We start from the raw sequence: 26,448 nt of genomic DNA on the forward strand, positions 1-26,448 counted from the left end.
GGAATTTCAGATGACATACACAAGAATGTTCCTTTGCATGGATACAACCGTATCGATAAAGGTTGTTTCGGATCAAGATGAACAGCTGATCGATGAGATCATTAAGGAAGCAGTCCATAATTTTTATCAAATCGAACGCGCGTGCAACCGATTTGATCCAAATAGTGAACTGATGCACCTTTGTCATCGTGCGGGCGAAGAGGTCAGCGTTTCTCCAATTTTATTTCAGGCGATTAATTTTGCTGTTGAGACGGCGATCGAAACAGGTGGTGCGTTTGATCCCACCATTGGTAGAGTCATGGAGCAGCGCGGATTCAATAGAAACTATTTGTCGGGAGAAAAATTATGTTCCACTTTTGCAGACGATTCGGACGTGACCTATAAAGACATTACACTATTTGATAGACAAAGGATCATTTTGTTAAAAAAGCCTATGGTTATTGATCTTAATGCGGTCGTGAAGGGAATGGCCGTCGATCTTGCGGTGAAAAGCATGCGCAATGCAGGTCTTGATCATTTTATCGTTAATGCAGGCGGAGATATCTATGCGAGTGGACGAAATGAGCAAAACGAACCTTGGAAAATCGGTATAAGAAATCCAGCAGATCGAAATGCGTCGGTTGGCTATGTTCGGATTTCGGATGGAGCAATTTGTACATCGGGTGATTATGAACGTCCGAGTATGCTTTCGCCTGGCGAGAGTCATTTGCTCAATCCCGGCATGAATGCGTCTCCCCGAGAACTTTCAAGCTGTACGGTTATTGCTCCGTTCACGATGCTTGCAGATGCTTTCTCAACGGCTGCATCTGTAATGGGAAGGGATCAAGGCATGAAAAAAATGGAGGAAATGAATTTGGACTGTATAATGATCACCCACTTATCAGAATGCTCGTTCACAAAAAATTTTAAGGAGCGTTTATCATGGAACGATTAAATTCGACCATTCACCGAGAAATCAGAAACGAACCTGAAACACGAATGGGAAGAGCAAATCGCGTACCAAAGAAGCAGAAAAAGTCATCGTTCCAAAAGTTTATTAAATCACCAAAAGGGATTGTTTTTATTATCCTGGCTCTCTTATCTTACGCCGGAACATTTTATCCAACTGGTCTTTCGGGTTTGAAGAACATCGTGTTGGCAATGGGAACAGGTGTCTTGCTTGATTATGTTGTTGCCTATGTGATGAATCGCCCTTTGCGTTTTTCTGATGGTGCCCTTATAACCGGTCTTATTATAGGGGGCGTGCTTAGTCCTGCAGTGTCTTGGTACTACGTGATGTTCACCACAATTGTTGCGTTATTATCAAAGCATATCCTGAAGGATAAGAGAAAGCCCTTGTTTAATCCTGCTGCGGTGGGGTTGTTTATCAGTGCTACTTTGTTTTCAACTGGGGAAAGTTGGTGGAGTGGCTTGTCTATGACACCAGTATGGATGACAGCCATACTCCTTGTCGGCGGTTTTATTATTGTTAATAGGATCAATAAGTTGCCACTTGTCTTTTCTTTTCTAGGGACTTATATGATTCTGTTCCTAATACTTGGAATACTCAATATCTCAGGTGCGGGAGACGCCCTTCGCTCGCCTTATATTAATGCAGCATTATTCATGTCTTTCTTTATGCTCTCTGATCCACCGACATCACCAGCAAAATATCGTGAACAAGTAATCTTCGGTTTTCTTGCAGCTTTAGCAAGCGGAGCAGCGTACCTCTACGTAAGTAAATTAACCTATTTACTTGTAGGCTTATTTGTTGCAAATAGCCTGAAAGCTCTGCATTCTAAACTCACTCAAAGGAATGGAATCCGGCGTAATGCGCTGCATTCACGTTAAGCGCATCTCCGAAAGATCTGTTTTGGACTCCTGAAGAACGATAAGTACTGGACAAATAATAAAAAGAATAAAACGGCTGCCCATCAGTTGCTCTCTGATCATGGGCAGCCATTTTACTTTTCCTAATCGAGTCATGGTTTTTCGGAACGTATGGCACGTCAAGAGAGTATGTCATTCGTTTTGCATGGATGACTTAGTATTAGGAGAATATAAGGAATCTACATGTTTTTGGATATAAACCATTTGTCCCCCATAATGTCCGGTTAATGCGAGTGTTATTGATCCGAAAATGCAAAAGATGAGCATCAATGGGATCAGAATCTTTTTCTGGAAAAAATGGAAGAGAATCCTCAAACCGATAGCAGTCCCAAAAAGAAGCAGTGTAACCGTTGCATAGAATTGATGAATCTCTACAGCTGTACGGTACGCGCTGCCCCAGTGTGCCGCTGCAAATTCTTCAGCACCATCCCCAGATAAATAGGCAGCAATTCCTGAGATGAAGCCAACGGAAAGAAGAAACAAGGCAGCTTTGTCAAAAAAATCTTTCCTCCATAGCGCAACTACCTGTAGAATTGTACCCAAAATGAATAAAGCGATAGGAAAATGAACAAGTAGAGGATGAAGCGGTGTTCCGAACACGTCAATCGTCTCCTTTCACAAACCACATCTTAAAAAAGGAAACTGAAAGTAAACTGAATTAATTAATATTCTTGAGTATTGGCAGCGTTATGTGAAAAGTGGTGCCTTTGTTTTGCAGGCTCTCAAGTACTATTGAACCTTTGTAGGCGTCAACGATTTCCCGTGCAATCGAAAGACCCAATCCGTTCCCGCCGCTCTTTCGTGCTCTTCCCTTTTCTATCCGATAAAAGCGTTCATAAATATGTTTCTGTTCGTTTTCGGGAATACCAATACCCGTGTCTTTAGTAGAGAAACAAAAATTGTGTCTTTTTTCATCTGCTCCTATGCGTAGAACGATCTGATCTGCATCTTTTGTATACTTAAATGCATTGTCTAAAAAAATCGTAAGAAGTTGCTTGATTTCAATCGGATTAGCATAAATAGTGAGTTCGTGTTGAGGCAAATCGAGAACAAATTTTTTCTTTTCAAGTAATGCTTTTTGATGATAGTACGAAGCAATGGACTGGATCATGTTAATCACTTTTAAATCCGACCGTTGTACGCCTATCCCTTCACGATCTGATTTAGCAAGAGTAAGTAAGTGGCTAATCAGTGTATTCATCTCACTGACTTCCTCTTTTAGGTCGGCAAGTGTTTCTTTTGACGATTCGGACATGCGATCTTTTTCTTCTGCTTCAAAGTATTCAAGTCCAGCAGAAAACACGCTAAGGGGTGTCCGCATTTCATGGCTGGCATCCGCAACAAATGTTCTTTGTTTTTCATAGTTACGTTTAACCGGAAGCACAGCCCGTCGCGCTAGAAAATGTGCAATCATAATCGATAGTGACGCAGCAATTAGAGTAAGTACAAAGAGGAGCGTGAACCACCGTTCGATCAGTTCATGGGCGCCTCTAATGCCTTTAGCGATCACAATATAGCCAATTCGATGACCATTCTCAATAACCGGCTCCATGGCATAGACCATGTAATTTTTTTCACCTTTTATGGATGTAACCTTGGTTAGACCCCAGTTCTCCTTTTTAGCCACGCGCGCAATGAATTCGTGGCGAAGTGGGTCAGGCATAGTACCTCTATAGACAACATCTTCGCCATTTTCTGAAAGAAAAGCCGACAGGTAAAGAGAATGCTTGAAATGACTGCCTTCAAGGTGGTGCCGTTCAGCAAACTCTACCGCCTGGTCACGCGCAATATCCTCAACTTGCCAACTGACAGACTGATAAATCATACTTTTAAATACAAAAAAGAGAACAATAAATAGCGCAGCAAGTGTAAGAAAAAACCACAGACTGTAGGTTAGTGTTAGTTTTCTTTGCAACGTTTTAAACATGCTCATCCACCCACATATAGCCTAAACCGCGTATCGTTTTAATATAACTGTTTTGCTTGGACTGACCAAGTTTCTTTCTTAGAAGTTTCACAAAGGCTTCCATCGTATTGAAGGTGACCTCACTGCTTTCTTCCCAGACTCTGGCCATAATCATCTCCTTCGAAAGAATCCTGCCGGTATTTTTAACAAAATAAACTAGGAGCTGATATTCCCGTGATGTCAGGTTGAGCAGTTGGTCACCTTTTTTTATTAAATGATTACTCAGGTCAAGAGTAAGGTCTTGCGTTCGAATCACATTCTGATCAATGGGGAAAAAGTTTCTTCGATAAAGAGATCGGAGACGCGCAAAAAGTTCTTCGAATGCAAAGGGCTTCATCATATAGTCATCTGCTCCAGAATCAAGTCCTTGAACGCGATCTTCAAGCGCATCGCGTGCTGTGAGCATAAGAATGGCTCCACTGTATCCTTCTTGTCTTAATGATTTACTGACTTCAATTCCGTCCTTATTTGGAAGCATCCAGTCGAGGATGATCACATCATAATCACCGGTTAGCGCCTGGTCGTATGCTGTTTCTCCATCGTCAACCCAGTCAGCAGTGAATTGTTCTTTCTTGAACATTTTCATGATTAATTTTCCAAGACGCAGGTCATCTTCAGCGAGCATCACTTTCATTAAACTCCCTCATTTCACAGTGAATCAGACATCGATTTAGTTCTTTAGCTAAATTCTACTACAAAAAAGGACTTCACAGGAGTAAGGATCCCGTGAAGTCTTTAGGTTTGCCACTTGTGAACGGTAAAATTGTGTGGGAGTAGGCCCCAGTTTTGTGGATAGGGGTAGCCGAGGGCCCAATAACTGAGACCGCGGAGCTTGAATTCCTTAACCAATTCAAATTTTGCTTGTGCGCTTCTTGCGTCTTCAAACCAAACTTCATGACTGCGGCCATGATCATCACTATAGCGATAAAATGGGGATTGGGCTTGTTGATCATACTGAATGGCAGCCCCGTATTTTATGGCGCGTTCGACCGCTTCCTGTGGACTAAATGTTTCAGCTTCCTGGCCTTCAACGTGAGGGAGCAGCCAGTCACGCGCATACGTTTCAAAGCCCAATGAGATTTTATTTTCCGGTATTACGGTTAGAGCATAGTGAACGACCGCTCTCATTTTATCAACAGGTGAGATTGCCTGAGGCGGACCGAGACGGAAGCCCCATTCATAGGTCATCAGTACAACAAAATCAACAAGTCGACCGTGCGCCTCGTAATCATAAGCCTCATACGATGCAAATGGCTGCGCAGCCCCCGTTTTCGGCATGACAGCAGTAGAGAGTAAGAAACCCAGAGGATGCAAGCGATCAGCGGCTTGTTGAAGGAATTGATTGTAGTTCTCACGGTCAGCTGGCAGGACATTTTCGAAATCAACATTTAATCCGCGATAGCCTTTCTCCTGCATGATTCGGACAATATCTGACAGTAAATTTTCACGATATTCCGGAGTGTTGAGTACGTGATGTAACAAGTCAGCACCGGATTCAGTTGCAGAAAAGTTATTGATCGCCATCGTAGGCAGGACGTTTTGTGCAAAAGCAGCAGATAATCGGGACTGGTCATCCAACACATCCAAGGTTCCGTCTTGTTTTACATGGTAGGCAAATGGAATGGCAGAAGTCAGTAGGTAACCTAGTTGAAGGATCGTTAATGCGTCAATAGAGTCAGGTTGGTATGTATAGGCATTGACCTCAATTGTCTGCTTTGGTCCCCCATGGGGTACTTCTGGAACAGGAACAATTAATGTCTGGCCAATGGCAAGTCGGTTAGGATCGGTCAACCCATTGATTGCAGCAAGTACAATTGCAGATACGTTGTACTTTTTCGTAATTTGCCCTAGCGATTCTCCACTTTGAACGACATGAATCAACAATGCGATCGCTCCTTCTTCATCTGGACTTGTATTCTATAGATAAATTATTTTCGTTTGGAACGTAAGCTCACTGTAATTGAATCCACGTTAACGAGTCATATCTTATCCTGAATCTAAAGATATGCATCGAGTGCTCAATTATACGCGCCACAAGTTTATATTTGGAACCGTATGTGTTAACCTTTTCTCAGCTGGGGCTTTCGGTGCTCGCTTGCCGAGGGTGATCCGTGCGCCTCCTCATACATTCGAGTAATCTGCGAAGGCTCATTTGGTTCGCGACCATTAGGAACGATCCCACAGATGCCTCGCACTAAGCCAGGCTCAAACGATTATCTCTTCCAGCACATTGTCTAGAATTGTTAATTGAGTTGGAAGTACGTTTACGATCATTGATTTGAGAGCAGAACAGGGGGCTAAATTTTGATAAGCATTGATCCAAACGAACTACCAGGGCGAGAAAATTATAAATTTTTAACAGGAAGTATTATTCCGAGACCAGTTGCCTTCGTCACAACAGAGTCAGCAGAAGGTGTATTAAATGCAGCGCCATTTAGTTACTTTACGATTATTACCGATCAACCGCCAATGATCTCTGTATCCGTGCAACGATTCAACGGAGCGATGAAAGATACATCGAGAAATGCGATTGAAAAAGGTGAGTTCGTTGTCCACATTTCTGATGAATCCTATATTGATCAAATAAATAACACGGCAAAGCCATTGTCATCAAACGAAAGTGAGGTTGAAGATTCGGGTCTAACCCCTGTCAACAGTATCAAGGTCAGTGTTCAAGGGGTAAAAGAAGCGAACATTCGACTGGAATGTGTGCTTGAGCGAGCACTTGAACTCGGTGGAACAGATGGCAACCCTTCTTGTGATTTATTAATTGGGCGGGTCGTTTATTATCATATTAGAGAAGATCTATACGAGCATGGACGAATCAATGCTACAGGGTTAAAACCGATCAGCAGACTAGCAGGAAGTACCTATGCAAAATTAGGCGATACCTTTGACTTAATAAGACCAGTGTAAGTGTTTCGTCAGTCAGACCAATTCCAATTAAAAATATAGATTGTTTTCAGGAGGGACTCATGATTCATTTTAGATGTGCAGATCGGACCGACTCAGAATTGATCCACAGTCTTATGGTTCAGGCATTTACGGAATATCAGAATTCAAAAGCGCCATCCAGCGCAATGCAGGAAACAACAGCCTCAATTGACGCTGCGTTCGAAAAAGGAGAACAAGCACTGATTGCTTGTGATGAAACAACTCCCGTCGGTATGGTACGGTTTAAGGTGAGGGAAGATGTTCTTTATTTTTTCCGCTTGTCCGTAATCCCTGAAAATCAGGGTCAGGGTGTTGCAAAAAGAATTTTGCAAGAACTTGAAGAAGTTGCAAAAAAGAAAAACAAACATTCTGTTACCTGTAGGGTACGCAAAAATGTAACCAGAAACGTACATCTCTATCAATCAATGGGTTATCATCTATTTGATCAGGAAGTTGTTCATAAACCCGATGGTATTGACATTGCAGTCGTACATATGAAGAAAAAGTTGTAGAGAGAATCATGAAACAAAAATTTGTCAAATGCTTCTTCAAAAATCGCTTAGTGCTGAATCCGAACCCGAATCCGGTGACCCGAACCGAATCCGGCGTAATCCGAACCGAATCCGGCCGAATCCGAACCGAATCTCGGCATATCCGAACCGAATCCGGTGACCCGAACCGAATGGATCCGAATCCGAACCGAATCTGGTGAACCGAACCGAATCCGGCGTGATCCGAACCGAATCCAGCGTAATCCGAACCGAATGGATCCGAATCCGAACCGAATCCGGCGTAATCCGAGCCGAATGGAGCTGAATCCGAACCGAATCCGACGCTACCCGAACCGAATCTCGGCATATCCGAGCCGAATGCGACGTGACCCGAACCGAATCTGGTGACCCGAGCCGAATGGAGCTGAATCCGAACCGAATCCAGCGTAATCCGAACCGAATGGAGCTGAATCCGAACCGAATCCGGCGTAATCCGAGCCGAATCTGGTGACCCGAATCTGGTGACCCGACCCGAATCCGGCGTGATCCGAACCGAATGGATCCGAATCCGAGCCGAATCTGGTGACCCGACCCGAATGGAGCTGAATCCGAACCGAATCCGGTGCTACCCGAACCGAATCTGGACTATCGGGATGAAGACTTCTCCTATGTTCCTCGGATATCGAAAGTAATCATTTGAAAATGAGTGGATAATTCTTTTACTTGATACACAAAAATATAATGAGTCAGAAGGTGAGGTGAAAATGAAGTAAAAGGGAGGGGGATCGTCATGGCACAACCGTTATGCGTGATTATCCATGGATTCGCTGGAAGTCCGTGGGAAATAGAACCACTCGCACATGCTCTGAAACAAGCGGGTTATGAAGTAATCACTCCGCTTCTTCCTGGACACAGCATGGACAGGGGGAAGATGGAGAAAATCAAAGCTTTGGAATGGTTGAAAATGGTTGAAGCTATTTTGAAAAAGGCCATTGATGATAAAAGAACCGTTCATTTAATAGGATTTTCAATGGGGGGGATGATTGCCTCAATCATGGCTTGTCGTTATCAAATTGCTACTTTAGTGTTGCTTTCTCCGGCGGTTTATGTGATTACTCCTCACGTAGTAAAGATGAGACTGGGAATGTTTTTTCAGGTTACTCTTCAGCATTCCAAATTAGCTGACAAATCCATAATGAATCATCAGTTATTCACTCAATTTGTACCGATCCATAATCTTTTTCAGTTCCGAAAGGTTGTCCGCCAAGCGAAAAGAATTTTCCAACATATTTCAGTCCCGGTATGCATTATTCATGGAAAAAAGGATGAAACCGTTGATCCGAAAAGTTCAGATCTCATCTATCGTACGGTCTCATCCCATATCAAAGAACTTCATTATCTCCCGCTCTCCGGCCATCACATCTGCCAGGGGCGTGAACGTGATCAAGTGATTCAAATGGTCCTGACATTTTTAGAGAACTAGTTTTCTCATGAATAATGGTTGTGATCACCTTTCGATGGATTCACAATTTCAAATCCTGGTTCAGGCACGTAGAAAAATTGAATCCATACGCCATCGAGGAGTTCTTCCCGTTTATCGAGCAACACATCGATGCCTTTCTCTGTCTGCACAATCTCATCATGCTCCGTTGGGGTACTTATACGTTAATGCATAGTGGGCGTGATCGCCATGATGTTCGGTCACAATGACACGCAGCATTTGCCCCTTTGCATCCTCATTTTCGAGCATTTCTTTCATAACTTTTGCCGCATTTCGGTTAATCCTGCATTTCATCATCGATTCTCCTACCTCATTTTTTAATCCTGACTTAGTATGACATAGTTTATTAAGAAAATCCCGTTTGTAGGTGAGCTTAGAGATCGTGGCTTGTATGCAGACGAAATAATTCTGATCATCTAAGTACTTACCTCGTCTTATTTTTGGATAAGAAGATAGTTATTCCCGTTAAAATGACAAGGATGCCCAATCCTTGTTGCAGAGTAATTCCTTGATTCAAAATGAAATACGCAAGAATGCAGGTCCAAATGGGCTCTCCCAAGATACTCATTGAAATGGTTGAAGTGCTCAGCCATTTCAATAACCAGTTAAAGATCGTCTGGCCTAATAGTGTTGAAATTAACGCCAGACAAAGGAACCACACCCAATTTTGCAAAGCGTAGTGGGTTAAGGAATAGCCATTGATGAACGAATAAGCAAGGAGAAAAATCGCACTGCTCCCGTAACCAATTATTGCGTAGGGGATGAGAGAGAGTTTTCTTCGAAGTCCTTGTCCAAGGAGAAAGTATCCGGTGATTAATCCAGCCGCAATAAATGCAAGGACGTCACCAAAGAGGGCAACACCACTCACTCTAAAATCTTGCCAACCGATAATCATGCTTCCCGCAAGAGCAAGGATTCCTCCGAGAATTGCGCGTACGGTTAACCGCTCACCGAAGAGTACATAACCACCGATAAATGCAAACAAAGGTTGCAGTGTAACAAGAACAGTTGAGCTGGCTACTGAAGTATAGCGTAAGGATTCAAACCAAAGGGCATAGTGTGCCGCAAGAAAAACTCCGGAAAGAAGACCAAGCAGCCATTGCTTCTGAGTTAACTTCCTTATCTCCACTCGATTGGACTTTTTTATCAACGAAAATGGCAAGAGGATAAGCGCTGAGAAGAGCATTCGGTAACCGGCGATGATCGTAGAGGGGGCATCTGCAAGTTTGACGAAAATGGCAGATGTGGCCATTGAAAATGCAGCAAAAAATAGAAGAAAATAAGAAAATTTGCGATTCAACGTTTTCAGAATGATCACTCCAGGCAAAGTAGGAATCTAAAGTGTGACATGTTTTTAATTTTAACAGAGATATGCCACAAGTGATCTATTCTTTCAAGGTAAAATGTAACGTAAATGGCTATTTAATGGTATACTAGGAGCTCTGATTGCGCTAAAGATGGTACGGTGGATTATAGATCTAGACAACTGTGGGTACATACATCTTTGTTTGAGAGAAGGAGTTCTAATTGAGATTTAGAGATTTTCACAAAAATATTAAAATACGGATCATTGAAACCTTTACCAGCCGTTTTATTGGTGGGATGATCTTTCCGTTTATGACAATCTATCTCGCTCAGCATTTTGGAGCGAAGACAACAGGACTGTTGCTGCTGATCACTATATTTATTGGTATTGCAAATTCATTTCTTGGTGGGTATATATCCGATCAGTTTGGCCGTAAAAAGGTGATGCTTTTTGCCGAGTGTGCGCGCTTTGTTGCTTTTTTCATGATGATGATCAGCAATTCTCCTTTCTTTGAATCAGCGATTATTACATACTTGATGATGATTGTGAACAGTATTAGTTGGGGACTCGCCGGGCCTGCAAATGATGCGATGCTGATTGATGTTAGTACGCCGGAACAACGGAAATTAATGTATTCCATGACGTATTGGGCAAACAATCTATCTATTGCGATTGGCGGGATCTTAGGCGCGTTATTGTTCCAGCACTACCTGTTTGAATTATTCGTAGCCCTTTGTGTCGTTGAATTCGGCGTTGTTTTCCTCGTCGCTTTCTTTATCGAGGAAACTTATAAGGCACTGCATACGGATAAGATTGTATTTGCTAAACATCTTCACCATATTTTTACAAGCTATCATCGGGTTTTTCAGGATAAGCTCTTCATTGTTTTTGTGCTTGCCGGTGTTCTCGTATTCTCAATGGAATTGCAGCTAACGAATTACATCGGCATCCGATTAAGTGAAGAAATGCCGGCACAACGGTTTCTTTTTTGGCATGTGAATGGACTAACGATGCTCGGCTTTTTGCGTAGTGAAAATACAATTCTTGTTGCAGTGTTGATGTTATTTATCTCTCATTTTAGCCACTTACTGAAAGATCGGACGGCACTCGTAGGCAGTTGTGCACTCTTTTCGATCGGTTATGGTGTATTATCTTATACAAACAATATCTGGTTACTCGTCATTTTCATGGTCGTTCTTACGATCGGTGAAGTCTTTCGCGTGCCGGTTGAGCAATCTTATGCAGCGTCCATACCACCAGAAGACGCGAGAAGTATTTATATGGCGATTAATGGTTTAAAATATAATTTAGCCATGCTGATCGCTTCGTTGACAATTACTATCGGCACTTATCTGTCAACTCTAGCTACGGCTGTGTTCGTTACTTCGATCGGTCTTATTGGAACATTCATCTATGCGCTCATTATTCCACATGTTGATCGAAGGATTCTTTTAAGAAACGAAGGATCTGGAGCAACAAAATAATTAAATGGAGGCAATACAATGTTTGAAGAAATTTTACCACAAGAAGTAGAAAGTCTGCGTCTACAAGGAAAGGTTGCAAGCATTATTGATGTACGGGAAGCTGATGAATATGAGAGTGGTCATATCCCTGGTGCCGTGAACATTTCGGTGAATCATATTGAGGAGAAGCTGAATCTCATTGATAAAGATAAAGAATACATTTTGGTTTGTCATTCAGGAGGCAGAAGCAGTTATGCTTCCGAAGTCATGGCCGATCACGGGTTTAAGGTGAAGAATATGACCGGTGGCATGTTAGCGTGGACCGGTGAAGTTGATTATTGAATAAAGCTAAGAAAAAGAAGGACAGGAGAAATTCCTGTTCTTCTTTTTTGACACGTAAAAATAGCTCATGCTTTTGATAATCGATCTAAATGCCAAATATATGGACAGAGTAATGCGGGATTGTCTGGAGATACAAAGTTGCAGATTTCATTTGCCTCACCCTTAGTGACTTTCTTGTTCAAAAGTTGAGTCAACCACTTTTCAAGATGAGCATCAAAGAGAACAGCACTATTATCAACATGGTCAAATGCAAAGTGAAAATCAAGAGTCAGAATTAAAAATAAAAAATTGGCTTTCTTATCGCTAATTCCTGAAACGCTCTTTAGGTTATTGACAAAAACAAAATAGTCCAAAGAATTAGTTAGAAAGCGGTCTGGGGATTGATACTCATGCACAATAATTGTTGACAGAGAGGTAATATATTCCGCCATTTTTCCCGGAAAGCGGTGAAGTGCTGGTTTCTGTGCGATGGCATCTCTAACGCGTTCACTATGATTCATCATCCATTCCGGATTAAAATGATCTTTACCAATCCTATTCAGCAATGAATGTGGAAGATTCCAGGCGACTTCAGATTTGACAGATTGATCGACAATCACCGCGATCAATAAAGCAAAGCTGTTTTTCTCAACGAGAGCTCTACTCTCCCGTGACATCATGATCGCGTCTAACATAGACGTTGGCTTGGATTTCTGAAAGTCATTTTTTAATTCTTCTAATCTTGGTACTAAAGCTGTGTCGATCATGAACTGCCCCCTATTTACTCCGTATTGTACTCCATTATAGAGTATTGAGGACGAGTAAAGAAATGAAAAGGTGAGAAAGAGCTATCATTGATTTAGAGAAAAAAGCATTTTCGTTTATAAAAATGAGTGGGTGTGTAACTAGCCAATATGTGAGTAAACGTTAGTACTCATTGAACTTTTTTCTAGAACGTAACCGTAAATGAACGGCTCGATACTCATCCTCTAGAACAATTAAGGGCAATTCAAAAAGCTGTTTTCCATTTATTTTATATACGTTAGCCTCGATGAGCTGATCGATGAGTTTCTGTCGTTTCCAGTCTTCATTAGTTAAGAGTGTATCCATGGTAATACTCCTTTCTCGATCAAAAAATAAAGCCCTCTCTTCTAAAATAAGAAGAGAAGGCATCTTTTCAGACCACTCAACTTATCTTCAAAGCAAATTGCTTATTGGAATTAGCACCGTGTCATTAATGACCGGTTGCTGAGGTTTCATAGGGCCAATCCCTCCACCTCTCTAGATAAGCGGAAACACTTATTAAATTAGTGACATCATATACCTTATTAATCACAGTTGTCAACTATGATTAATAATTTTCGTTGAAAAAGAACATGAACTTATGCGATAATGCAACAAGATTATCACGAAGAACGGTATCAATAAGGAGAGAACGAGAACGAATGACTAAATTACTTGATGAAATCAATGCGCTTGCACGATTATCACGAGAACGTCCGTTAAATGATCAAGAAAAGAAAAGGCAAGCTGAACTTCGCGAGCAGTATCTCGCTAATTTTCGTAACCGATTTAAACAGCAACTCTCACAAATCAAGGTTGTCGATTCAAAGGGTAATGATGTAACACCGAAAAAAGCAAAACTAATGAAGAAAGGGTTCAATCCGAAGCGATGACGCTCTTCGGTTATGAGCTTAAAGTCAGAATATATGATCTGAATGCAACCAGTGCAGATCATTTGACTCTGCAAATTAAATTGTGCACAATGTAATAAAGGCAATACGAAAAAGAGGGCTAGATTTGGAAAAACATCTGAACTTACAGGATCACCTATGTTTCTCTTTGTACGCATGTTCTCGGGCAATCTCTCGAATGTATCGGCCACTCCTCGATCAATTAGGCATTACCTATCCACAGTATCTTGTCCTTCTTGTGCTGTGGGAAAGAGGAAAATGTTCGATCAAGGATCTCGGCCAAAGATTGGACTTGGATTCTGGTACGCTAACACCTTTGCTGAAAAGAATGGAGAGCAAGCAACTTATTCGGCGACAACGCCTCGAAGAAGACGAGCGTGTCGTTGTGGTGACTTTAACAGAAAAAGGTGAAACGCTTTGGCGAGAGGCGGTATGTATCCCGTCATCACTTGTTCGTTCAAGCGGATTGCAGGCTGAAGAATTAAAAGAGCTGAACGAGAAGATTCAACGATTGACTGAACATGTCTTACAATTCAGTGCGGAAAACCAACATAGGTTGTAATTTGAACATGGATTTTGAACAAAAATTTTTTTCGCTAATAAATTGTGCAAAATATAATTTTACACAATGCAATAAAGGAGGTGATGATCACACATAATAAGCGTTTATTGTGGCTAGAGTACTTATTATTTAGTTAATGATTTAATCCTGTATACCCTATTAAATTGGAGGAAGATAAAATGAATGAAGAACGTACTGGCGTAGCAACTGTAGGCGGGAACCCGATTACTTTGATTGGTCCTGAATTGAAAGTTGGGGACAAAGCACCGGATTTTACAATTAATAAGGATTTGACAACAGAAGCAAGTTTGTCAGACTATGATGGAAAAATTAAGCTGATCTCAGTTGTACCATCACTTGATACATCTGTATGTGAAGCACAGACGAGACGGTTTAACGAAGCAGCTGCAAAATTAGGTGATCAAGTTAAAGTACTAACGATTTCAGTTGATTTGCCTTTTGCACAAAGTCGGTTTTGTTCAGTGGCAGGCATTGAAAATTTGGACACTTTAACGGATTATAAATATCGTTCTTTTGGTAAAAGTTATGGCGTGTTGATCAAAGAACTGCAACTCGATATGCGTTCGATCTTTATTCTCGATGAAAAGAATACCATCCGCTATGTGGAGTACCTGAAAGAAATGACTAATCATCCGGATTATGATGCAGCGCTTGAGGCAGCCCAAGCATTAATTAAATAATGAATGTACAAAAAAAGATCGCCGCATATACGCGACGATCTTTTTTTGTAGGACTGAAATCAGCCGATGCCAATGAGTAACGGAAGATAGATAAAGCTGAGAATCGTCGTTATGGTGACAATTAACGATGCAAGTTCTGAATCTCCATTAAATTTTTCGAGCAGCATCACAGAGTTAATCGCCGCAGGCATGCAGATTTCAACTAATAGGACAGTGGCAAGCATCCCGTCTATTCCGAGCACGAATAATACTGCTTTCGCAAGGATTGGGACAATAATTAATCGAAGGGAAACGCCAATCCAGACCTCAGGACGGTGGATACCAGAGAATTTTGTATTGGCCAGTTTTATACCAAGGATTAAGAGAACAAGTACTGGATAAGCTGTTCCAAGCATTTGAACGGCAGTAAAGATCCCACTGGGCAGACGTAAATGAGTTAATGTGAGCAGAACACCAACAAGACAAGCATAGATAATCGGTGATTTCAGAATATGCGTAAGGGATTGTTTGCCGCTCATTTCAGAGCGAGAAGCAATATACATTCCAAGGAGATTCATAAGAATAATTTGACCAATCACATAGACGGCGCCAAGAGAGAATCCGGGATGGCCGAAAGCGAGAAGTAATACAGGAAGGCCATAATTATTGGCATTGCTAAAGACTGTAGTCAGAGTTAACGCTCTGGTGCTGCGTTCCGGCAATTTGAGTATTTTTGATGTTAGAATTGCGACGAGCCATAGAACAGCAGTCATGATGATTGAGAAAGCGAAAATATGAAAGACGTTGCGACCTGTGAAATGAGATTCAGAGAGCGCAGATAAAATGAGTGCAGGTGCAAGTATGTATAAGCTGATATCTGCAAGAAGTTTTGTATCCACAGGGCGTTTTCTTTGCAATAGGGCACCGCAAATACAAATGATCAGGATTGGAACACTGATCGAAGTCAATAAATGAAAATACGCAAACATGAATAAACCTCCAAGATTATGTTGAAAAGATTTACGAAATCCTCTTCAGGATTAAGTGATCTCTTAATGCATCAAAAGATCGAAATCATTTTTTCTATCATATCATGAGTAGAAATTTAATTGATTTATTTTGATTATCAATAAACCTGGCGTATAGTTTAGTGAATGACAATTTCATCATTTTTGTGAACATGTGGTTCGGGCAATTGTTCTGTGGCATGAAAGAGAAATCCTTCATATGCTAATATCAGATACTCAGATCCTTGGGAGTGTGATGATGGCCAGACAACTTGAATCAGAGTGAGGCGATCAGCCATGGAAGTTGGACAGTGGGTTCACACAAAGTACATGGGGAAACATGATTGTATTGGTTTTGTTACATCAGTCTATTCGGATTTTAAACGCTGTAAAATTCGAGTGACACGTTGTGAAAATCATCCTCGGATGAAATGGCTGGAAATTGCTTTTGATGATGTGATACCTGAACAAAATGATTTAACGCGTACTGAACTCAATTGCTTAATTGATCTTGCACTGGCTACGTATGATAGAGATTGGTTTGATAAGCTGACGATGTCAAATGAATAAGGAAAACACTTGAGCATTCCGTCTGTAAATGTAACCCCTTTCATTGAGGCTGCTAAAAAAGACAGGGTGCTTTTTTATGTTTTATGCATCGTTCAGTTGGGACCCTTAACGTAAAAGTGAAGAGAAGATAAGCCGCCAAACTAAATAAAGCGCAATGCCCCAAATCATTAATGCCGATAGCTTATTCACCCAAAAGATGTACCGGTTACCGGTTGAAACGCGACCTGTTAAATAGCCTACATAAGCAAGGGAGAAAAACCATATCCAGGAAACAGAAATACATGCACTTGCAAAGATCCATTTTTCTGCTCCTGAATACTGAAGCGCATTTGTGCCAATAACGCCAACGGTATCTAGAATTGCATGTGGATTAAGTAAAGAAACAGATAATGCAAAACGAACTTGTTGCTTTGAGCTTAAAAGCATCCCAGCATCATTTTTTTGTGTTGATGAATCTGACCAAATTGTCCAGCCAATATAGGTCAGGAAAAGGATGCCGATAACAAACATAAGCGTCATGAGCCATGGAAAAGTCAGGACCAATAATGATACGCCGCTTATCGCAAGAATGATTAATAAGGTATCGGAAAGTGAAGCGGCCAATACCGCAGGGACTGCTCCACTCACCCTTGATGATCGGGCGCCTTGGCTAAAGATAAAAACATTTTGCGCACCAAGCGGCAAAATCAGACTGAAAGATAACAAGAAACCATGAATCCAAGCGGTGAGCATGATAGTTTCTCCACCAATCACTTTTTCATTTAATTATTGCTCAAAAAGGGTACAATTTCACGACTATTTTTTTGATTGTGCCAGGCTATCGATCACGAGCGATGCGTATTTTTTTGCACCGGTGATTGTCAAGTGAACCCCGTCCGTTGAAAAATAGTCATCATGCCCCTTACTCGCTTGATACCAGTCGATCATGGTCACGTTGTGGTGGGTAGTTGCTGCTCTTTGAATCGTCTGGTTGACAATGGATTCCCAAGGACGAGGTACACGTGTATTCACAAAAATAATCTGTCGGTTGGGACCAATTAAATCAATTAAGTTATTGATTTGACTATCATCAAATGGTCCATTGGTACCCAGTTCAATTAAGACATTTGCCCCAAGTTTTCCTTCTTCTTTAAATTGAGAAATCCTGCCAAATGCTTCGCGAAATTGTCTACCCACCTTACTATCAATTTCAAGATTTGTTAAGGATTGCATTAAGTAAGGTTTTGCATCCAGCATGACAGAGTCGCCGATAGCTGTCACTTGTAAATTTAATTTTTGAACAGGAACTGATGCAGAATGAGCCTTCTTTTTCTTTTCATTTGCTTGCTTTGATTTTTGTTCATTCTGGATTCTCTCTTGTGGTGTGCTACGCTTGTCCTTATTATTTGGAGAATCAGTGACTACCGCTCCTTTTAAATGATCTGAAGTGGTTTTTCTTCCCTCAGTATTTTTGTGATCTGAATTTCTAGAAATATGATTCGTTTGATCATGAGCGGTTAGCGTTTTCACTGAACGATGCTTTTCTATTTGTGGGTAAGCAGCTAATCCTGCAAAAATCAAAAATACGCAACCAAAGCCAAAACTTACCTTTTTCAACAAATGGAAGTCGTTAAGTTTTTCAAAATGTTTCCCCGATCTTCGAATCGGATTCTCAATAAAGCGAAGAGATAGTGAGGAAACAGTTAAGATCAAAATGAATTGCATCACGATCCGTAAAGGATGAACATCAGAAGCTTCAGATGCAGGGGTAGTAAGCAGCAGAATAGGATAATGCCACAAATACATACCATAGGATCGGACGCCGATCCATCGCAATGGTGCCACCCCCATCCATTTTCCAAGAAAGGTGGAAGGATGTGCCAGAACAGAAATTAAGATGACCGTGATGATCGAAAAAAGTGCCATTCCACCCTGATAAAGAAAATCTTCATATTCATTAACTGTATAAATAGAGTATAAGATTAGCACGAATGCTAATAAGCCAATACTGTCCAAAAATCGGCGAATGGGTTTTGAATCCGCTTGTGAAAGGTGCTGACTTGGCCATATGCAAGCTAGGGCAGCGCCGAAAAGTAAAGCAAAAGCACGTGTATCCGTACCAAAATAAACCCTGCTTGGATCCATTTCGGGTTGGTAGAGAAATCCCATCAGAATAATAGAACATCCTGAAAAAATTAACGTAAGAACATAGAGCCACTTGATGCTCCTGAATAATCGTAATGTAAGAATTACACATAGTGGCCATAGCAAATAAAATTGTTCCTCAACAGCTAATGACCAAAAGTGTTTTAAAAGAGCCGGATGGGCAAAATTCTCAAAATAAGACTGATGATGGAAGATCGACCACCAGTTACTATAGTAAAAGAGTGCAGCTATAGCATCCATACGAGTTGAGTGAACTAAGGATGGGTAGAAGAGAAAGAGACAGCCGAATAAAATCAGCAGTAAGCAGAGCACTGCAGGAAAAAGCCTTTTTGCACGCCTAATCCAGAACGTCTTCAAATTTATCGTACTTGTCTGTTCCCATTCCTGAATCAGCAAGTCAGTAATTAAATAGCCTGAAAGTACAAAGAAAATGCCAACGCCTAAAAATCCGCCTTTTGCCCAAGAAAGGTTCATGTGATAGGCAATGACGGCAAGAACGGATAAGCCGCGCAGTCCGTCTAATCCGCCCATATAACGATGTTTCGATTCCAATTGAACTCGCCCTCCATTAATGTTGTTTCGCTTCAAGATGCTGATTACTTGGCGAGTACTATGTATTCATAAATAATCGATGTAATCTTTGCCGGAAAGTGTTAATTTAATAGTAACAAATAAATACTGAATAAAAGTTTACAATCCGTTTAAAATCTGATAGAAAGTATTGCCAATACTAAAATAGAAAAGAAAAATACAGAATATATGCCTAACTCTTAAAGAAAGGCACATTTATGATAAACTGATAGAATAGGGTTAAGAACGGGGGATGCCGCAATGGCTAAAAAGGAATTGAGCAGTGAAGAAAAAAGAAAACGGGTCAGATTGATGCTGATCATTGGAGTGATCTGCGCCATCGATGTTATTGCCACATTAATCTATTACTATACTTCAGGCGCATTTAAATTTTAACTCGAGAACGATCAAATCGGATTAATAGAGACTTCTTGGAACGTGAAAAACCAAGCATCGGATTCATTCCGAATGCTTGGTTTTTGTGCTTTAATCGACGTATTATTTAATTCATGGATGCTCTTTCCTAAGATCTCTACATTGTTTCATGATGCACTGACTTTCCCGGTGCTGCAGTTTCACGCATAAATGGCCACCAATTGCCTCGTCCAAAGATTTTAACCATAACCGGAACAAATAATGGAATCATGACCACTGCATAAAGGACCAGACCAATAATCACAACAGTTGAGATTTCAACAAGAGAGAGCATTCCTGAAGGGATCATCGCAGCAAAGGTTCCACTGAGAATTAAAACTGCTGAGAAAATGACACTGCCCATGTGCCAGAGCGTCAGTATCATGCGCTCACGAATCGCAATCCGTGCATATTCATTAAAGCGAGTCATGACGAAGATTGAGTAATCAATCCCGAGGGCAACAAGGACAATGAACCCAAAGAACTGAGTGGTCCAAGTCAACCCAGTGTAATGGAACAATTTCGTGAAAATCAGCTCTGCAACCCCCATCGATGAAAAGTAGGTTAAAAGCAACGAAGCCATCAAATAAATCGGCATACTTAAGGATCTCAAAACGATAACCAGTGCAATGAAGACACCGATAATCACAAAAGTTACCGCCTTGTTGTAATCCGAACCGGATAGCTGTTTTAAATCGCTGTTCATGCTGGCAATACCACTAATGCCGATATGCGCATTTTCTAGCTTCGTACCCTTGAGTATAGAAGGAATTTCTTTTTTCAAAGACTGGAAATTTGAAATACCTTTGTTCGAGTAGGGGTCATCTTTCATGGTGACTTGAATGGTTGTGATTTTACCGTCTTTACTCATATATTGGTCAAGTGCAGACGTGAAGTCACTGTTCGTGAAAATTTGAGCTGGAACATAGATACCTGATTGATCATAGGAAAGCTTTGTCCAGTGTCCAATAAAGTCATTCGCAGAATTGATTCCGCCGCGTATCTTCTCGGTACCTTGTGCGCCTTTGGCTAATCCTCCGGATAATGTGTTCATCTGGTCTTGAACGTCACTAAATCCACTCTTGAGCTTATTTTGTCCGGAAGCGATTTTCGTCAGAGCATCAGCAATCTGTGGTGTACTCGTGATGACCTGATCCTGACCATTGCTTGCCTTATTTAAGCCATTTTCTAATGCACCAAGACCACTCCCGAGCTGAGAGAGACCGGAATTGAAACTACTCATTCCCTGAGTCACTTTCGTCGATTGTTTGTTCAATTGATTCATTGCGTCTGCCAATTGTTGAATACCTTTGTTTAATTCATTCATTTGAGATTTGGCGCTGTCTGTTTGCTTTGTAATCTCTGCCTGAATGTTCGTTTGCAAATCATCCATAACCGAAGGCAACTGGTGCAAGCCTGCAGCTAATTGAGCAAAATTTGGATCATTCATCGCCTCAGGATGATTTTGCACATAGGCATTTAAACTCGTTTGAATCTGATCAAGCGTTTGCTTTAACTCACTTGTATCAATTGCCGGTTGTTTCACAGAACTGGTGGATGAAAAACGATCCAGTTGCGCTGAGATTTTTTGTAAATTATCGGCGACTTTTTGATAACCGTTCTGGATTTGTTCCTGCCCGCTGTACAATTTGTTAAGCTGAGTTTGAGCATCTTGGACATTCTTTCTTATTTTCTCAGTGCCAGCTGACCCAGACTTGATCCCATCTGAAATCTGGGAAAGTACATCCTGCATTTTTTGAACACCATTTTTGGTTTCAACCGTTCCACTTTGCAACTTATCTAATCCAGTTTGTGCATGACTCAGTTGTGGCGCAGATGCGTCAATCTTCTTGCTCGTGTTCTGAAGACTACTTTGTAGAGTGGCTAAGCCACTTGTAGCATTAGATAAGCCTTGGTGGAGTGTATCGGCTTGTTTTGTCACATAGATATCCTCGAGTCGATTGCCTAAGGGGCGTGAGACACTCATGACCTTATCTACATTCGGATCCTTCTTCAAGGCTATCGAAATACGCTCAATGAGTGCAATATAATCGGTTGTGCGCATAGGATCATCATTTTGTAGATAGATGGTGGCTGGTGAAATATTACCTGCACCAAAGTCTCTGGAGACGACATCAAAGCCTGCTTTTGCAGCGTAGTGATCAGGCAACTCTTCAGGTGAATTAAAGGAGAGCTGGCCTTTAAATGTAAGGATTGGCGGAATCGTAACGAGAGCAACGATCAGTAGAGCAATAATCGGTCTTGTAAAGGCGAGTTTACCGGCACCTGCCCATAAGTTGCTTTTCGGTTCTTTAATTTTTCCATTCATTGGCCAGAATAACTGTTTCCCTAATGTAACCATAAAGAGCGGAAGCAGGGTGAAAAGTGCGAGGAGCAAGAAAATCACGCCAACACCTACAGCAATCGCGCTGCGATAAAGATTAAATTGAACAAAGGCAAGAGACAAGAAGGCAATGAAAACGGGTATGCCGCTGTGAAGTACAGTGATCCCTGCCGTTTTAAAAGTCGCCAAAGTCGCCTCACTTTTATCTTTTCCTCTAGCAAGTTCTTCCTTAAATCGACTCAAAAGCAAGATGCAATAATCCGTGCCGATCCCGAACAGGACGGCAACCATGAAAATTTGAGTGAAATTTGAAACAGGAAAGTTGGAAAATTTCACAAGAAAAGCAACCACAGTTTGAGCCACCATGTAGCTCATGCCAACGGTGAACAGTGGAATAAATGGTGCAATAAACGAACGAAAGACAAGAAAAAGGACAACAAGAATGAAGACAATGGTGATTCCTTCGGTTTTTTTCAAACCATTCTCAGCTGATGTATTCATATCATCATTAATTAATTGTTGACCAGTTAAATAAGTTTTGATCCCTTGTGTCTTAATTTCTGCATCCATCTTAGAACGAAGCTGATGAACAGATGCTTCATTTATATTCTTAACCTGGAAAATAGCCATGAGCGTTTTATTGTTTTTCGAGATTAACTGGTTCTTTAAATCTTTGTGTTCGAAACTATCAATTACTTGTTCAATCTTGAGTTGTTTCTTATCTTTCTTTACTTTGTTTAAGGTTTGCTTAATGGTGTTCAGATTGTCAGGAGACAATTCTTGATTAGAGTGGAATACAGCAATGTATGGTGTTGTATCTTGATTGCTGCTGAATTTCTTTTCAAGTATTCCGGCTTTACTGGTTGAGTAATCTTTGGGCATTGCGTAACCGCCTTTGTCGCGCACCAGCTGATTCATATTTGGTGCAGTAAGCATCAACACAACAAGTCCGATTACCCAAACGCCAAGCAATAGCCATCGTAATGAGATCATTTTTTTCATCGTTTCGCCTTCTGTCTCGAAAGAATTTCATTGATTTTCAAATAAATACGAATGAATTCTTTGCTGTCTTTCTCGCCTAATTTCTCAATCCATGTGCCAACAAGTTTATGAATCTTTTGTTCTCCTTCAAGAAAGACTCTTTTTCCTTTAACGGTGTTATAAAGTCCGAAACTTCGGCGGTCAATCATCCTCTTTTCAATATAACCTTTATCAACGAGTCGATGAACACGAATGCTCACGCCACTCTTATTAATGTCGAGCAGTTGAGCAATCTGAATTGGACTGATCCCAGGATTATTTTCCAGCATCCGAAGCAAACAGAGTTGTTCAAATGTTATTCCATGCGATTTGATAATGTCCGCAACTGCTTCATGGACCCTATTTGATGTAAAAAGTGACAATTCTTCATAAGCACTGATTAGTGATGTTACCAAATCTCGTTTCACCAATGATACCTCCATAGCTTCCTGAGTAACTCATTTCAGCTTAACAAGAATTGGTTAACACAGTCAACTAAATGATCACGGAATGACTTTAATGAGGATTTAATTTAATAGGCTGCTTGAGGTTAATGCTTCCCAAATTGATTGATTTGATTTGGATTAGTGATAAACAACTCATGTAGGACTGGCCGATTCTTTTTCAGATGAAAGTTCTTAGATTTGATTCTGAAAAAGGCAAGTATCAGGTACTAATATCTGGTATAATTTTAATAGGAGTTGTCTAGGAGGTAGTTAGGATTGGAATCAAGAGCGAAAATTACAGCGATTGGTGCTTATGTGCCTGAACGCAGAATGACAAATCAAGACTTGGAAAAACGTGTTGACACCTCAGATGAATGGATTGTACGACGGACAGGGATGAGGGAACGGCGAATAGCAGGTCCTAATGAATTTGCCAGTGACTTGGCCTGTGGCGCTGTTCAAGATCTCGTTAAACGATACCCGGTAGATATATCGGATGTTGACCTCGTTATTGTTTCTACCACCACACCGGACTATGGCTTTCCAAGTGTTTCTGCAAGAGTTCAGGCAAATTTCCATCTGGAACACGCAGGTATTTTTGACTTAAGTGCGGCTTGTTCTGGCTTTGAATATGCGTTGCATGTTGCTAATGGGCTGGTTTCAAGTGGCTTAAATAAAAAAGTATTAGTGATTGCAGCGGAGACGATGTCTAAAGTGACTGATTATACTGATCGAACGACGTGTGTCTTACTTGGCGATGGAGCAGGAGCGGCATTGGTTGAATGTGATGACACACAAGGATGCTTCATTGGCTCATATATGGGTGCTGATGGCAGTTTGGGCAAAGCGCTCTATCGCACAGGCTTGTCGAACCAGATGGATGGTGAGAAGTTAGTCGACACGGGAAAAATGGTTCAAAATGGCCGAGAAGTCTATAAATGGGCTGTGAAGACAGTTACCTCAGGTATTCAAAAATTATTAGAGGAAAGCAGACTGGATTTCACTGATATCGATTGGTTCATCCCGCATAGTGCCAATCTTCGATTGATTGAAGCGATCTTTGAGCGGTTGAATGTCCCTATGGATCACGTATTATACAGTCTCGAATATTATGGAAACACATCATCCGCATCGATCGCATTGGCGCTTTCGGATGCTGTAAAAGCGGGAAAAATAAAAAAGAATGATCGGTTGCTCTTGTATGGTTTTGGTGGAGGGCTTTGTCATTGTGGCCAGGTCATCCGGTGGGACATATAATTTACTGATCCACAACAATGGACGAGAATGGGCACTTTGCGGTGTGCCCATTCTATTTTTTTGAAAAGAACGATCCATAGGTAGTCATTATAGGGAGGGACAATGAAAAATCAAATCTTTTTTTCTGAACATCAATTTCTTTCTGAGCGCAATTCGATGTATAATGATTGATAGTTCAGACTTTTTAAAATTAAGGCGGTGTCTAGGTGGGAAAATGGCAAACAATAAAACAATTAAGAGCGCTTTTGTGTGAACTTGTCAAAATTCCGAGCGTCTCCGGATCAGAAGCGGAGAACTATTTTCCAGAAGTTCTTCTACATAAATTGGCAGAATTAAAATACTTTCAGGAACATCCTGATTTGTTGAATCAAGTGCCGACCGGAGATGGTCGTTTCTTAATCTCGGCATTCGTGCGCGCACAACGTCCAACTTCTCGAACGGTCATTCTCTTCAGTCACTTCGACGTTGTCGATGTGCATGATTATGGAAAATGGAAGGACATTGCCTTTGATCCGGAACTTTTAACACAACGTTTCAACGAACAAAAGAAGAAACTGCCACAAGCAGTTCAGAAAGATTTAGATACCGGCAACTGGATCTTTGGCAGGGGAACGATGGATATGAAGAGCGGACTTACGCTCCATATGTCGTTGATCGAAGCGGCGAGTGAAGGTAGATTTGAAGGAAACGTACTGCTGGTTTCCGTCCCTGATGAGGAAGTGAATTCTGTAGGGATGAGAGCGGCAATTCCCCACTTACTTCAACTCAAGGAACGTAATCAGCTTGAGTTTGTAGCAGCAGTCAACTCGGAACCAATGTTCTCTTTATATCCAGGTGATCAGACGAATTATCTGTATACAGGATCAGTAGGTAAAGTCATGCCTGGTTTCCTGTGTTATGGAAAGGAAACACATGTTGGTGAACCCTATTCGGGGTTGAATGGGAATTTAATGGCTTCGTTTGTGACCGAAGCGATCGAATTAAATACCGATCTATGCGATCAAGACGAAGGAAGACTCGCACCACCTCCCACAAATTTGATTCAAAAGGGGCTTAAGGATACTTATTCGGTGCAAATCCCGCATCGTGCAGTGACGCTGTTTAATCTATTTATGTTGGAACGCTCAATTGAAGAAGTCACCACGATTCTTCGTAAGCAAGCAGAGCAGGCGGCCGCTAAAATCGAATCATTCTACCACAAAGAAGCGGAACGCTATTCAGAGGCAATTGGGTCGACAATTGTTGACCCAAAGGTCCGTGTGTTGTCTTATGAGGAATTGCTGAAGGAAGCGTGCAAATCTTACGGAGGAGAAAAAGTAGACAAGCTTATTGAATCGCTAATTGCACAGCGTGGAGACAAAGACGATCGTGGTCTATCCATTGAGATTGTTGATCAATTAGCCATTCTGTGCAAGGCATTGGCACCGATGATTATTCTTTTTTACACACCACCTTTTTATCCAGCTGTACACTCGCACCACCAACCCATGATTCGCCAAGTCGTAGACAAGATTCAGAGTCTAGCAAGCAAAGCTTACCATACAGAGCTTATTGAACAGCATTATTTCAGCGGAATTTCTGACCTCAGCTATATTGGAATGCCTGCAAAACACGGATCAATGAATGAATGGACGGCAAATATGCCAATCTGGGATCGTGGCTACTCTATTCCTTTTGCTGAAATGGAACAACTGGCAATGCCCGTATTAAATTTAGGACCAATTGGGCGGGACCCACACCAATGGACAGAGCGGCTTGATGTGGATTTTTCATTTGTTTCACTCAAAGAACTGTTGTCTTACTGTATTAGTGAAATCCTCGCCGGAGACAATCATAAATAGTAAAACCATATATTTTATTGCTTCAATCAGATTTTGTAACTTAATAT

28 protein-coding genes, 1 pseudogene and 1 riboswitch are annotated in these 26,448 nt (G+C 41.2%); of the genes and pseudogenes, 16 read left to right on the forward strand and 13 right to left on the reverse strand.

The features are described from left to right. Nucleotides 1-37 precede the first annotated feature (37 nt). Together NIE32_RS10405 and NIE32_RS10410 are read left to right on the forward strand one after the other, a co-directional pair. Nucleotides 38-934: an FAD:protein FMN transferase gene (locus NIE32_RS10405; protein ID WP_253076832.1), complete on the forward strand. Its 897-nt coding sequence runs from the start codon at nucleotides 38-40 to the stop codon at nucleotides 932-934. Beyond that, nucleotides 922-1,830, forward strand: a complete 909-nt coding sequence (locus NIE32_RS10410; RefSeq protein WP_253076833.1) for an RnfABCDGE type electron transport complex subunit D — start codon at nucleotides 922-924, stop codon at nucleotides 1,828-1,830. The genes NIE32_RS10405 and NIE32_RS10410 overlap by 13 nt, the downstream gene beginning before the upstream one ends. Before the next feature lie 171 nt (nucleotides 1,831-2,001). Here NIE32_RS10410 and NIE32_RS10415 read toward each other — a convergent pair whose 3' ends face one another. From NIE32_RS10415 to NIE32_RS10430, 4 genes are all read right to left on the reverse strand, one after another. Then, on the reverse strand, nucleotides 2,002-2,469 hold the full coding sequence (locus tag NIE32_RS10415) for a DUF2231 domain-containing protein (protein WP_253076834.1): 468 nt from the start codon (nucleotides 2,467-2,469) through the stop codon (nucleotides 2,002-2,004). A gap of 58 nt (nucleotides 2,470-2,527) precedes the next feature. After that, nucleotides 2,528-3,796, reverse strand: coding sequence for a sensor histidine kinase (locus NIE32_RS10420; protein ID WP_253076835.1), 1,269 nt, complete (start codon nucleotides 3,794-3,796; stop codon nucleotides 2,528-2,530). After that, nucleotides 3,789-4,469 (reverse strand): response regulator transcription factor, encoded by a 681-nt coding sequence (locus NIE32_RS10425; protein WP_253076836.1) that lies wholly within the window; start codon nucleotides 4,467-4,469, stop codon nucleotides 3,789-3,791. Before NIE32_RS10425 ends, NIE32_RS10420 begins: the two co-directional genes overlap by 8 nt. Nucleotides 4,470-4,570: 101 nt before the next feature. Beyond that, nucleotides 4,571-5,716, reverse strand: a complete 1,146-nt coding sequence (locus NIE32_RS10430) for a glycosyl hydrolase family 18 protein (protein WP_253076837.1) — start codon at nucleotides 5,714-5,716, stop codon at nucleotides 4,571-4,573. Nucleotides 5,717-6,139: 423 nt separating this feature from the next. Here NIE32_RS10430 and NIE32_RS10435 point away from each other — a divergent pair, with 423 nt between their 5' ends. From NIE32_RS10435 to NIE32_RS10455, 5 genes are all read left to right on the forward strand, one after another. Then, the gene (locus NIE32_RS10435) at nucleotides 6,140-6,751 is read left to right on the forward strand and encodes a flavin reductase family protein (RefSeq protein WP_253076838.1); all 612 of its coding nucleotides are present in this window, start codon (nucleotides 6,140-6,142) and stop codon (nucleotides 6,749-6,751) included. A gap of 59 nt (nucleotides 6,752-6,810) precedes the next feature. Then, complete coding sequence (locus NIE32_RS10440) at nucleotides 6,811-7,281, forward strand: GNAT family N-acetyltransferase (protein ID WP_253076839.1); 471 nt, start codon at nucleotides 6,811-6,813, stop codon at nucleotides 7,279-7,281. Between the two features lie 8 nt (nucleotides 7,282-7,289). Beyond that, nucleotides 7,290-7,481, forward strand: coding sequence for a hypothetical protein (locus NIE32_RS10445; RefSeq protein WP_253076840.1), 192 nt, complete (start codon nucleotides 7,290-7,292; stop codon nucleotides 7,479-7,481). Beyond that, nucleotides 7,438-7,668, forward strand: coding sequence for a hypothetical protein (locus NIE32_RS10450; RefSeq protein WP_253076841.1), 231 nt, complete (start codon nucleotides 7,438-7,440; stop codon nucleotides 7,666-7,668). The genes NIE32_RS10445 and NIE32_RS10450 overlap by 44 nt, the downstream gene beginning before the upstream one ends. Before the next feature lie 382 nt (nucleotides 7,669-8,050). Beyond that, entirely contained in the window at nucleotides 8,051-8,743 is a 693-nt protein-coding gene (locus NIE32_RS10455) for an alpha/beta hydrolase (protein WP_253076842.1), read from the forward strand. Nucleotides 8,744-8,748: 5 nt separating this feature from the next. Here NIE32_RS10455 and NIE32_RS10460 read toward each other — a convergent pair. Both NIE32_RS10460 and NIE32_RS10465 read right to left on the reverse strand, forming a co-directional pair. Then, nucleotides 8,749-9,055: pseudogene (locus tag NIE32_RS10460) on the reverse strand (iron-sulfur cluster assembly accessory protein). Nucleotides 9,056-9,185: 130 nt separating this feature from the next. Next, nucleotides 9,186-10,061 (reverse strand): DMT family transporter, encoded by an 876-nt coding sequence (locus NIE32_RS10465; protein WP_290443578.1) that lies wholly within the window; start codon nucleotides 10,059-10,061, stop codon nucleotides 9,186-9,188. Between the two features lie 227 nt (nucleotides 10,062-10,288). On the opposite strand from NIE32_RS10465, the gene NIE32_RS10470 reads away from it, so the two are divergent. Together NIE32_RS10470 and NIE32_RS10475 are read left to right on the forward strand one after the other, a co-directional pair. Next, a complete protein-coding gene (locus NIE32_RS10470) occupies nucleotides 10,289-11,551 on the forward strand; it encodes an MDR family MFS transporter (protein ID WP_253076843.1) in 1,263 nt (420 codons plus the stop codon). A gap of 18 nt (nucleotides 11,552-11,569) precedes the next feature. Further along, entirely contained in the window at nucleotides 11,570-11,872 is a 303-nt protein-coding gene (locus tag NIE32_RS10475) for a rhodanese-like domain-containing protein (RefSeq protein WP_253076844.1), read from the forward strand. Nucleotides 11,873-11,937: 65 nt separating this feature from the next. Here the strand turns inward: NIE32_RS10475 and NIE32_RS10480 are convergent, their stop codons facing one another. Together NIE32_RS10480 and NIE32_RS10485 are read right to left on the reverse strand one after the other, a co-directional pair. After that, on the reverse strand, nucleotides 11,938-12,618 hold the full coding sequence (locus NIE32_RS10480; protein WP_253076845.1) for a hypothetical protein: 681 nt from the start codon (nucleotides 12,616-12,618) through the stop codon (nucleotides 11,938-11,940). 160 nt (nucleotides 12,619-12,778) lie between these two features. Continuing rightward, entirely contained in the window at nucleotides 12,779-12,961 is a 183-nt protein-coding gene (locus NIE32_RS10485) for a Fur-regulated basic protein FbpA (protein WP_253076846.1), read from the reverse strand. Nucleotides 12,962-13,039: 78 nt separating this feature from the next. Next, nucleotides 13,040-13,143: riboswitch (SAM riboswitch) on the reverse strand. 153 nt (nucleotides 13,144-13,296) lie between these two features. On the opposite strand from NIE32_RS10485, the gene NIE32_RS10490 reads away from it, so the two are divergent. The 3 genes from NIE32_RS10490 to tpx all read left to right on the forward strand — a co-directional run bounded on the left by NIE32_RS10490 (nucleotide 13,297) and on the right by tpx (nucleotide 14,808). Continuing rightward, nucleotides 13,297-13,527, forward strand: a complete 231-nt coding sequence (locus NIE32_RS10490) for a DUF896 domain-containing protein (protein ID WP_253076847.1) — start codon at nucleotides 13,297-13,299, stop codon at nucleotides 13,525-13,527. Between the two features lie 124 nt (nucleotides 13,528-13,651). Beyond that, on the forward strand, nucleotides 13,652-14,107 hold the full coding sequence (locus NIE32_RS10495; protein WP_253076848.1) for a MarR family winged helix-turn-helix transcriptional regulator: 456 nt from the start codon (nucleotides 13,652-13,654) through the stop codon (nucleotides 14,105-14,107). 179 nt (nucleotides 14,108-14,286) lie between these two features. After that, nucleotides 14,287-14,808 carry a thiol peroxidase gene (tpx, locus tag NIE32_RS10500; RefSeq protein WP_253076849.1) on the forward strand — a complete coding sequence of 174 codons (522 nt, stop codon included), beginning with the start codon at nucleotides 14,287-14,289 and terminating at the stop codon, nucleotides 14,806-14,808. 59 nt (nucleotides 14,809-14,867) lie between these two features. Here the strand turns inward: tpx and NIE32_RS10505 are convergent, their stop codons facing one another. Then, nucleotides 14,868-15,776, reverse strand: a complete 909-nt coding sequence (locus NIE32_RS10505) for an AEC family transporter (protein WP_253076850.1) — start codon at nucleotides 15,774-15,776, stop codon at nucleotides 14,868-14,870. Nucleotides 15,777-16,091: 315 nt separating this feature from the next. On the opposite strand from NIE32_RS10505, the gene NIE32_RS10510 reads away from it, so the two are divergent. Continuing rightward, nucleotides 16,092-16,364 carry a hypothetical protein gene (locus tag NIE32_RS10510; RefSeq protein ID WP_253076851.1) on the forward strand — a complete coding sequence of 91 codons (273 nt, stop codon included), beginning with the start codon at nucleotides 16,092-16,094 and terminating at the stop codon, nucleotides 16,362-16,364. Nucleotides 16,365-16,469: 105 nt separating this feature from the next. On the opposite strand, the gene NIE32_RS10515 is transcribed toward NIE32_RS10510, so the two are convergent. Further along, a complete protein-coding gene (locus NIE32_RS10515; RefSeq protein WP_253076852.1) occupies nucleotides 16,470-17,096 on the reverse strand; it encodes a LysE/ArgO family amino acid transporter in 627 nt (208 codons plus the stop codon). A gap of 63 nt (nucleotides 17,097-17,159) precedes the next feature. Continuing rightward, nucleotides 17,160-19,061, reverse strand: coding sequence for an acyltransferase family protein (locus NIE32_RS10520; protein WP_253076853.1), 1,902 nt, complete (start codon nucleotides 19,059-19,061; stop codon nucleotides 17,160-17,162). 279 nt (nucleotides 19,062-19,340) lie between these two features. Between NIE32_RS10520 and NIE32_RS14275 the strand changes: the two genes are divergently transcribed. Next, nucleotides 19,341-19,475 carry a hypothetical protein gene (locus tag NIE32_RS14275; protein WP_290443579.1) on the forward strand — a complete coding sequence of 45 codons (135 nt, stop codon included), beginning with the start codon at nucleotides 19,341-19,343 and terminating at the stop codon, nucleotides 19,473-19,475. A 136-nt stretch (nucleotides 19,476-19,611) separates the two neighbouring features. Here NIE32_RS14275 and NIE32_RS10525 read toward each other — a convergent pair whose 3' ends face one another. Continuing rightward, nucleotides 19,612-22,839, reverse strand: coding sequence for an MMPL family transporter (locus NIE32_RS10525; protein WP_253076854.1), 3,228 nt, complete (start codon nucleotides 22,837-22,839; stop codon nucleotides 19,612-19,614). Continuing rightward, nucleotides 22,836-23,285 carry a MarR family winged helix-turn-helix transcriptional regulator gene (locus tag NIE32_RS10530; protein WP_253076855.1) on the reverse strand — a complete coding sequence of 150 codons (450 nt, stop codon included), beginning with the start codon at nucleotides 23,283-23,285 and terminating at the stop codon, nucleotides 22,836-22,838. The genes NIE32_RS10525 and NIE32_RS10530 overlap by 4 nt, the downstream gene beginning before the upstream one ends. Nucleotides 23,286-23,579: 294 nt before the next feature. Between NIE32_RS10530 and NIE32_RS10535 the strand changes: the two genes are divergently transcribed. Continuing rightward, nucleotides 23,580-24,560, forward strand: a complete 981-nt coding sequence (locus NIE32_RS10535; RefSeq protein WP_290443581.1) for a ketoacyl-ACP synthase III — start codon at nucleotides 23,580-23,582, stop codon at nucleotides 24,558-24,560. A gap of 206 nt (nucleotides 24,561-24,766) precedes the next feature. Further along, on the forward strand, nucleotides 24,767-26,401 hold the full coding sequence (locus NIE32_RS10540; RefSeq protein WP_253076856.1) for a M20/M25/M40 family metallo-hydrolase: 1,635 nt from the start codon (nucleotides 24,767-24,769) through the stop codon (nucleotides 26,399-26,401). Nucleotides 26,402-26,448: the final 47 nt, after the last annotated feature.

Origin of the sequence: Sporolactobacillus kofuensis (assembly GCF_024125425.1) — a bacterium.
Taxonomy (GTDB): domain Bacteria; phylum Bacillota; class Bacilli; order Bacillales; family Sporolactobacillaceae; genus Sporolactobacillus; species Sporolactobacillus kofuensis.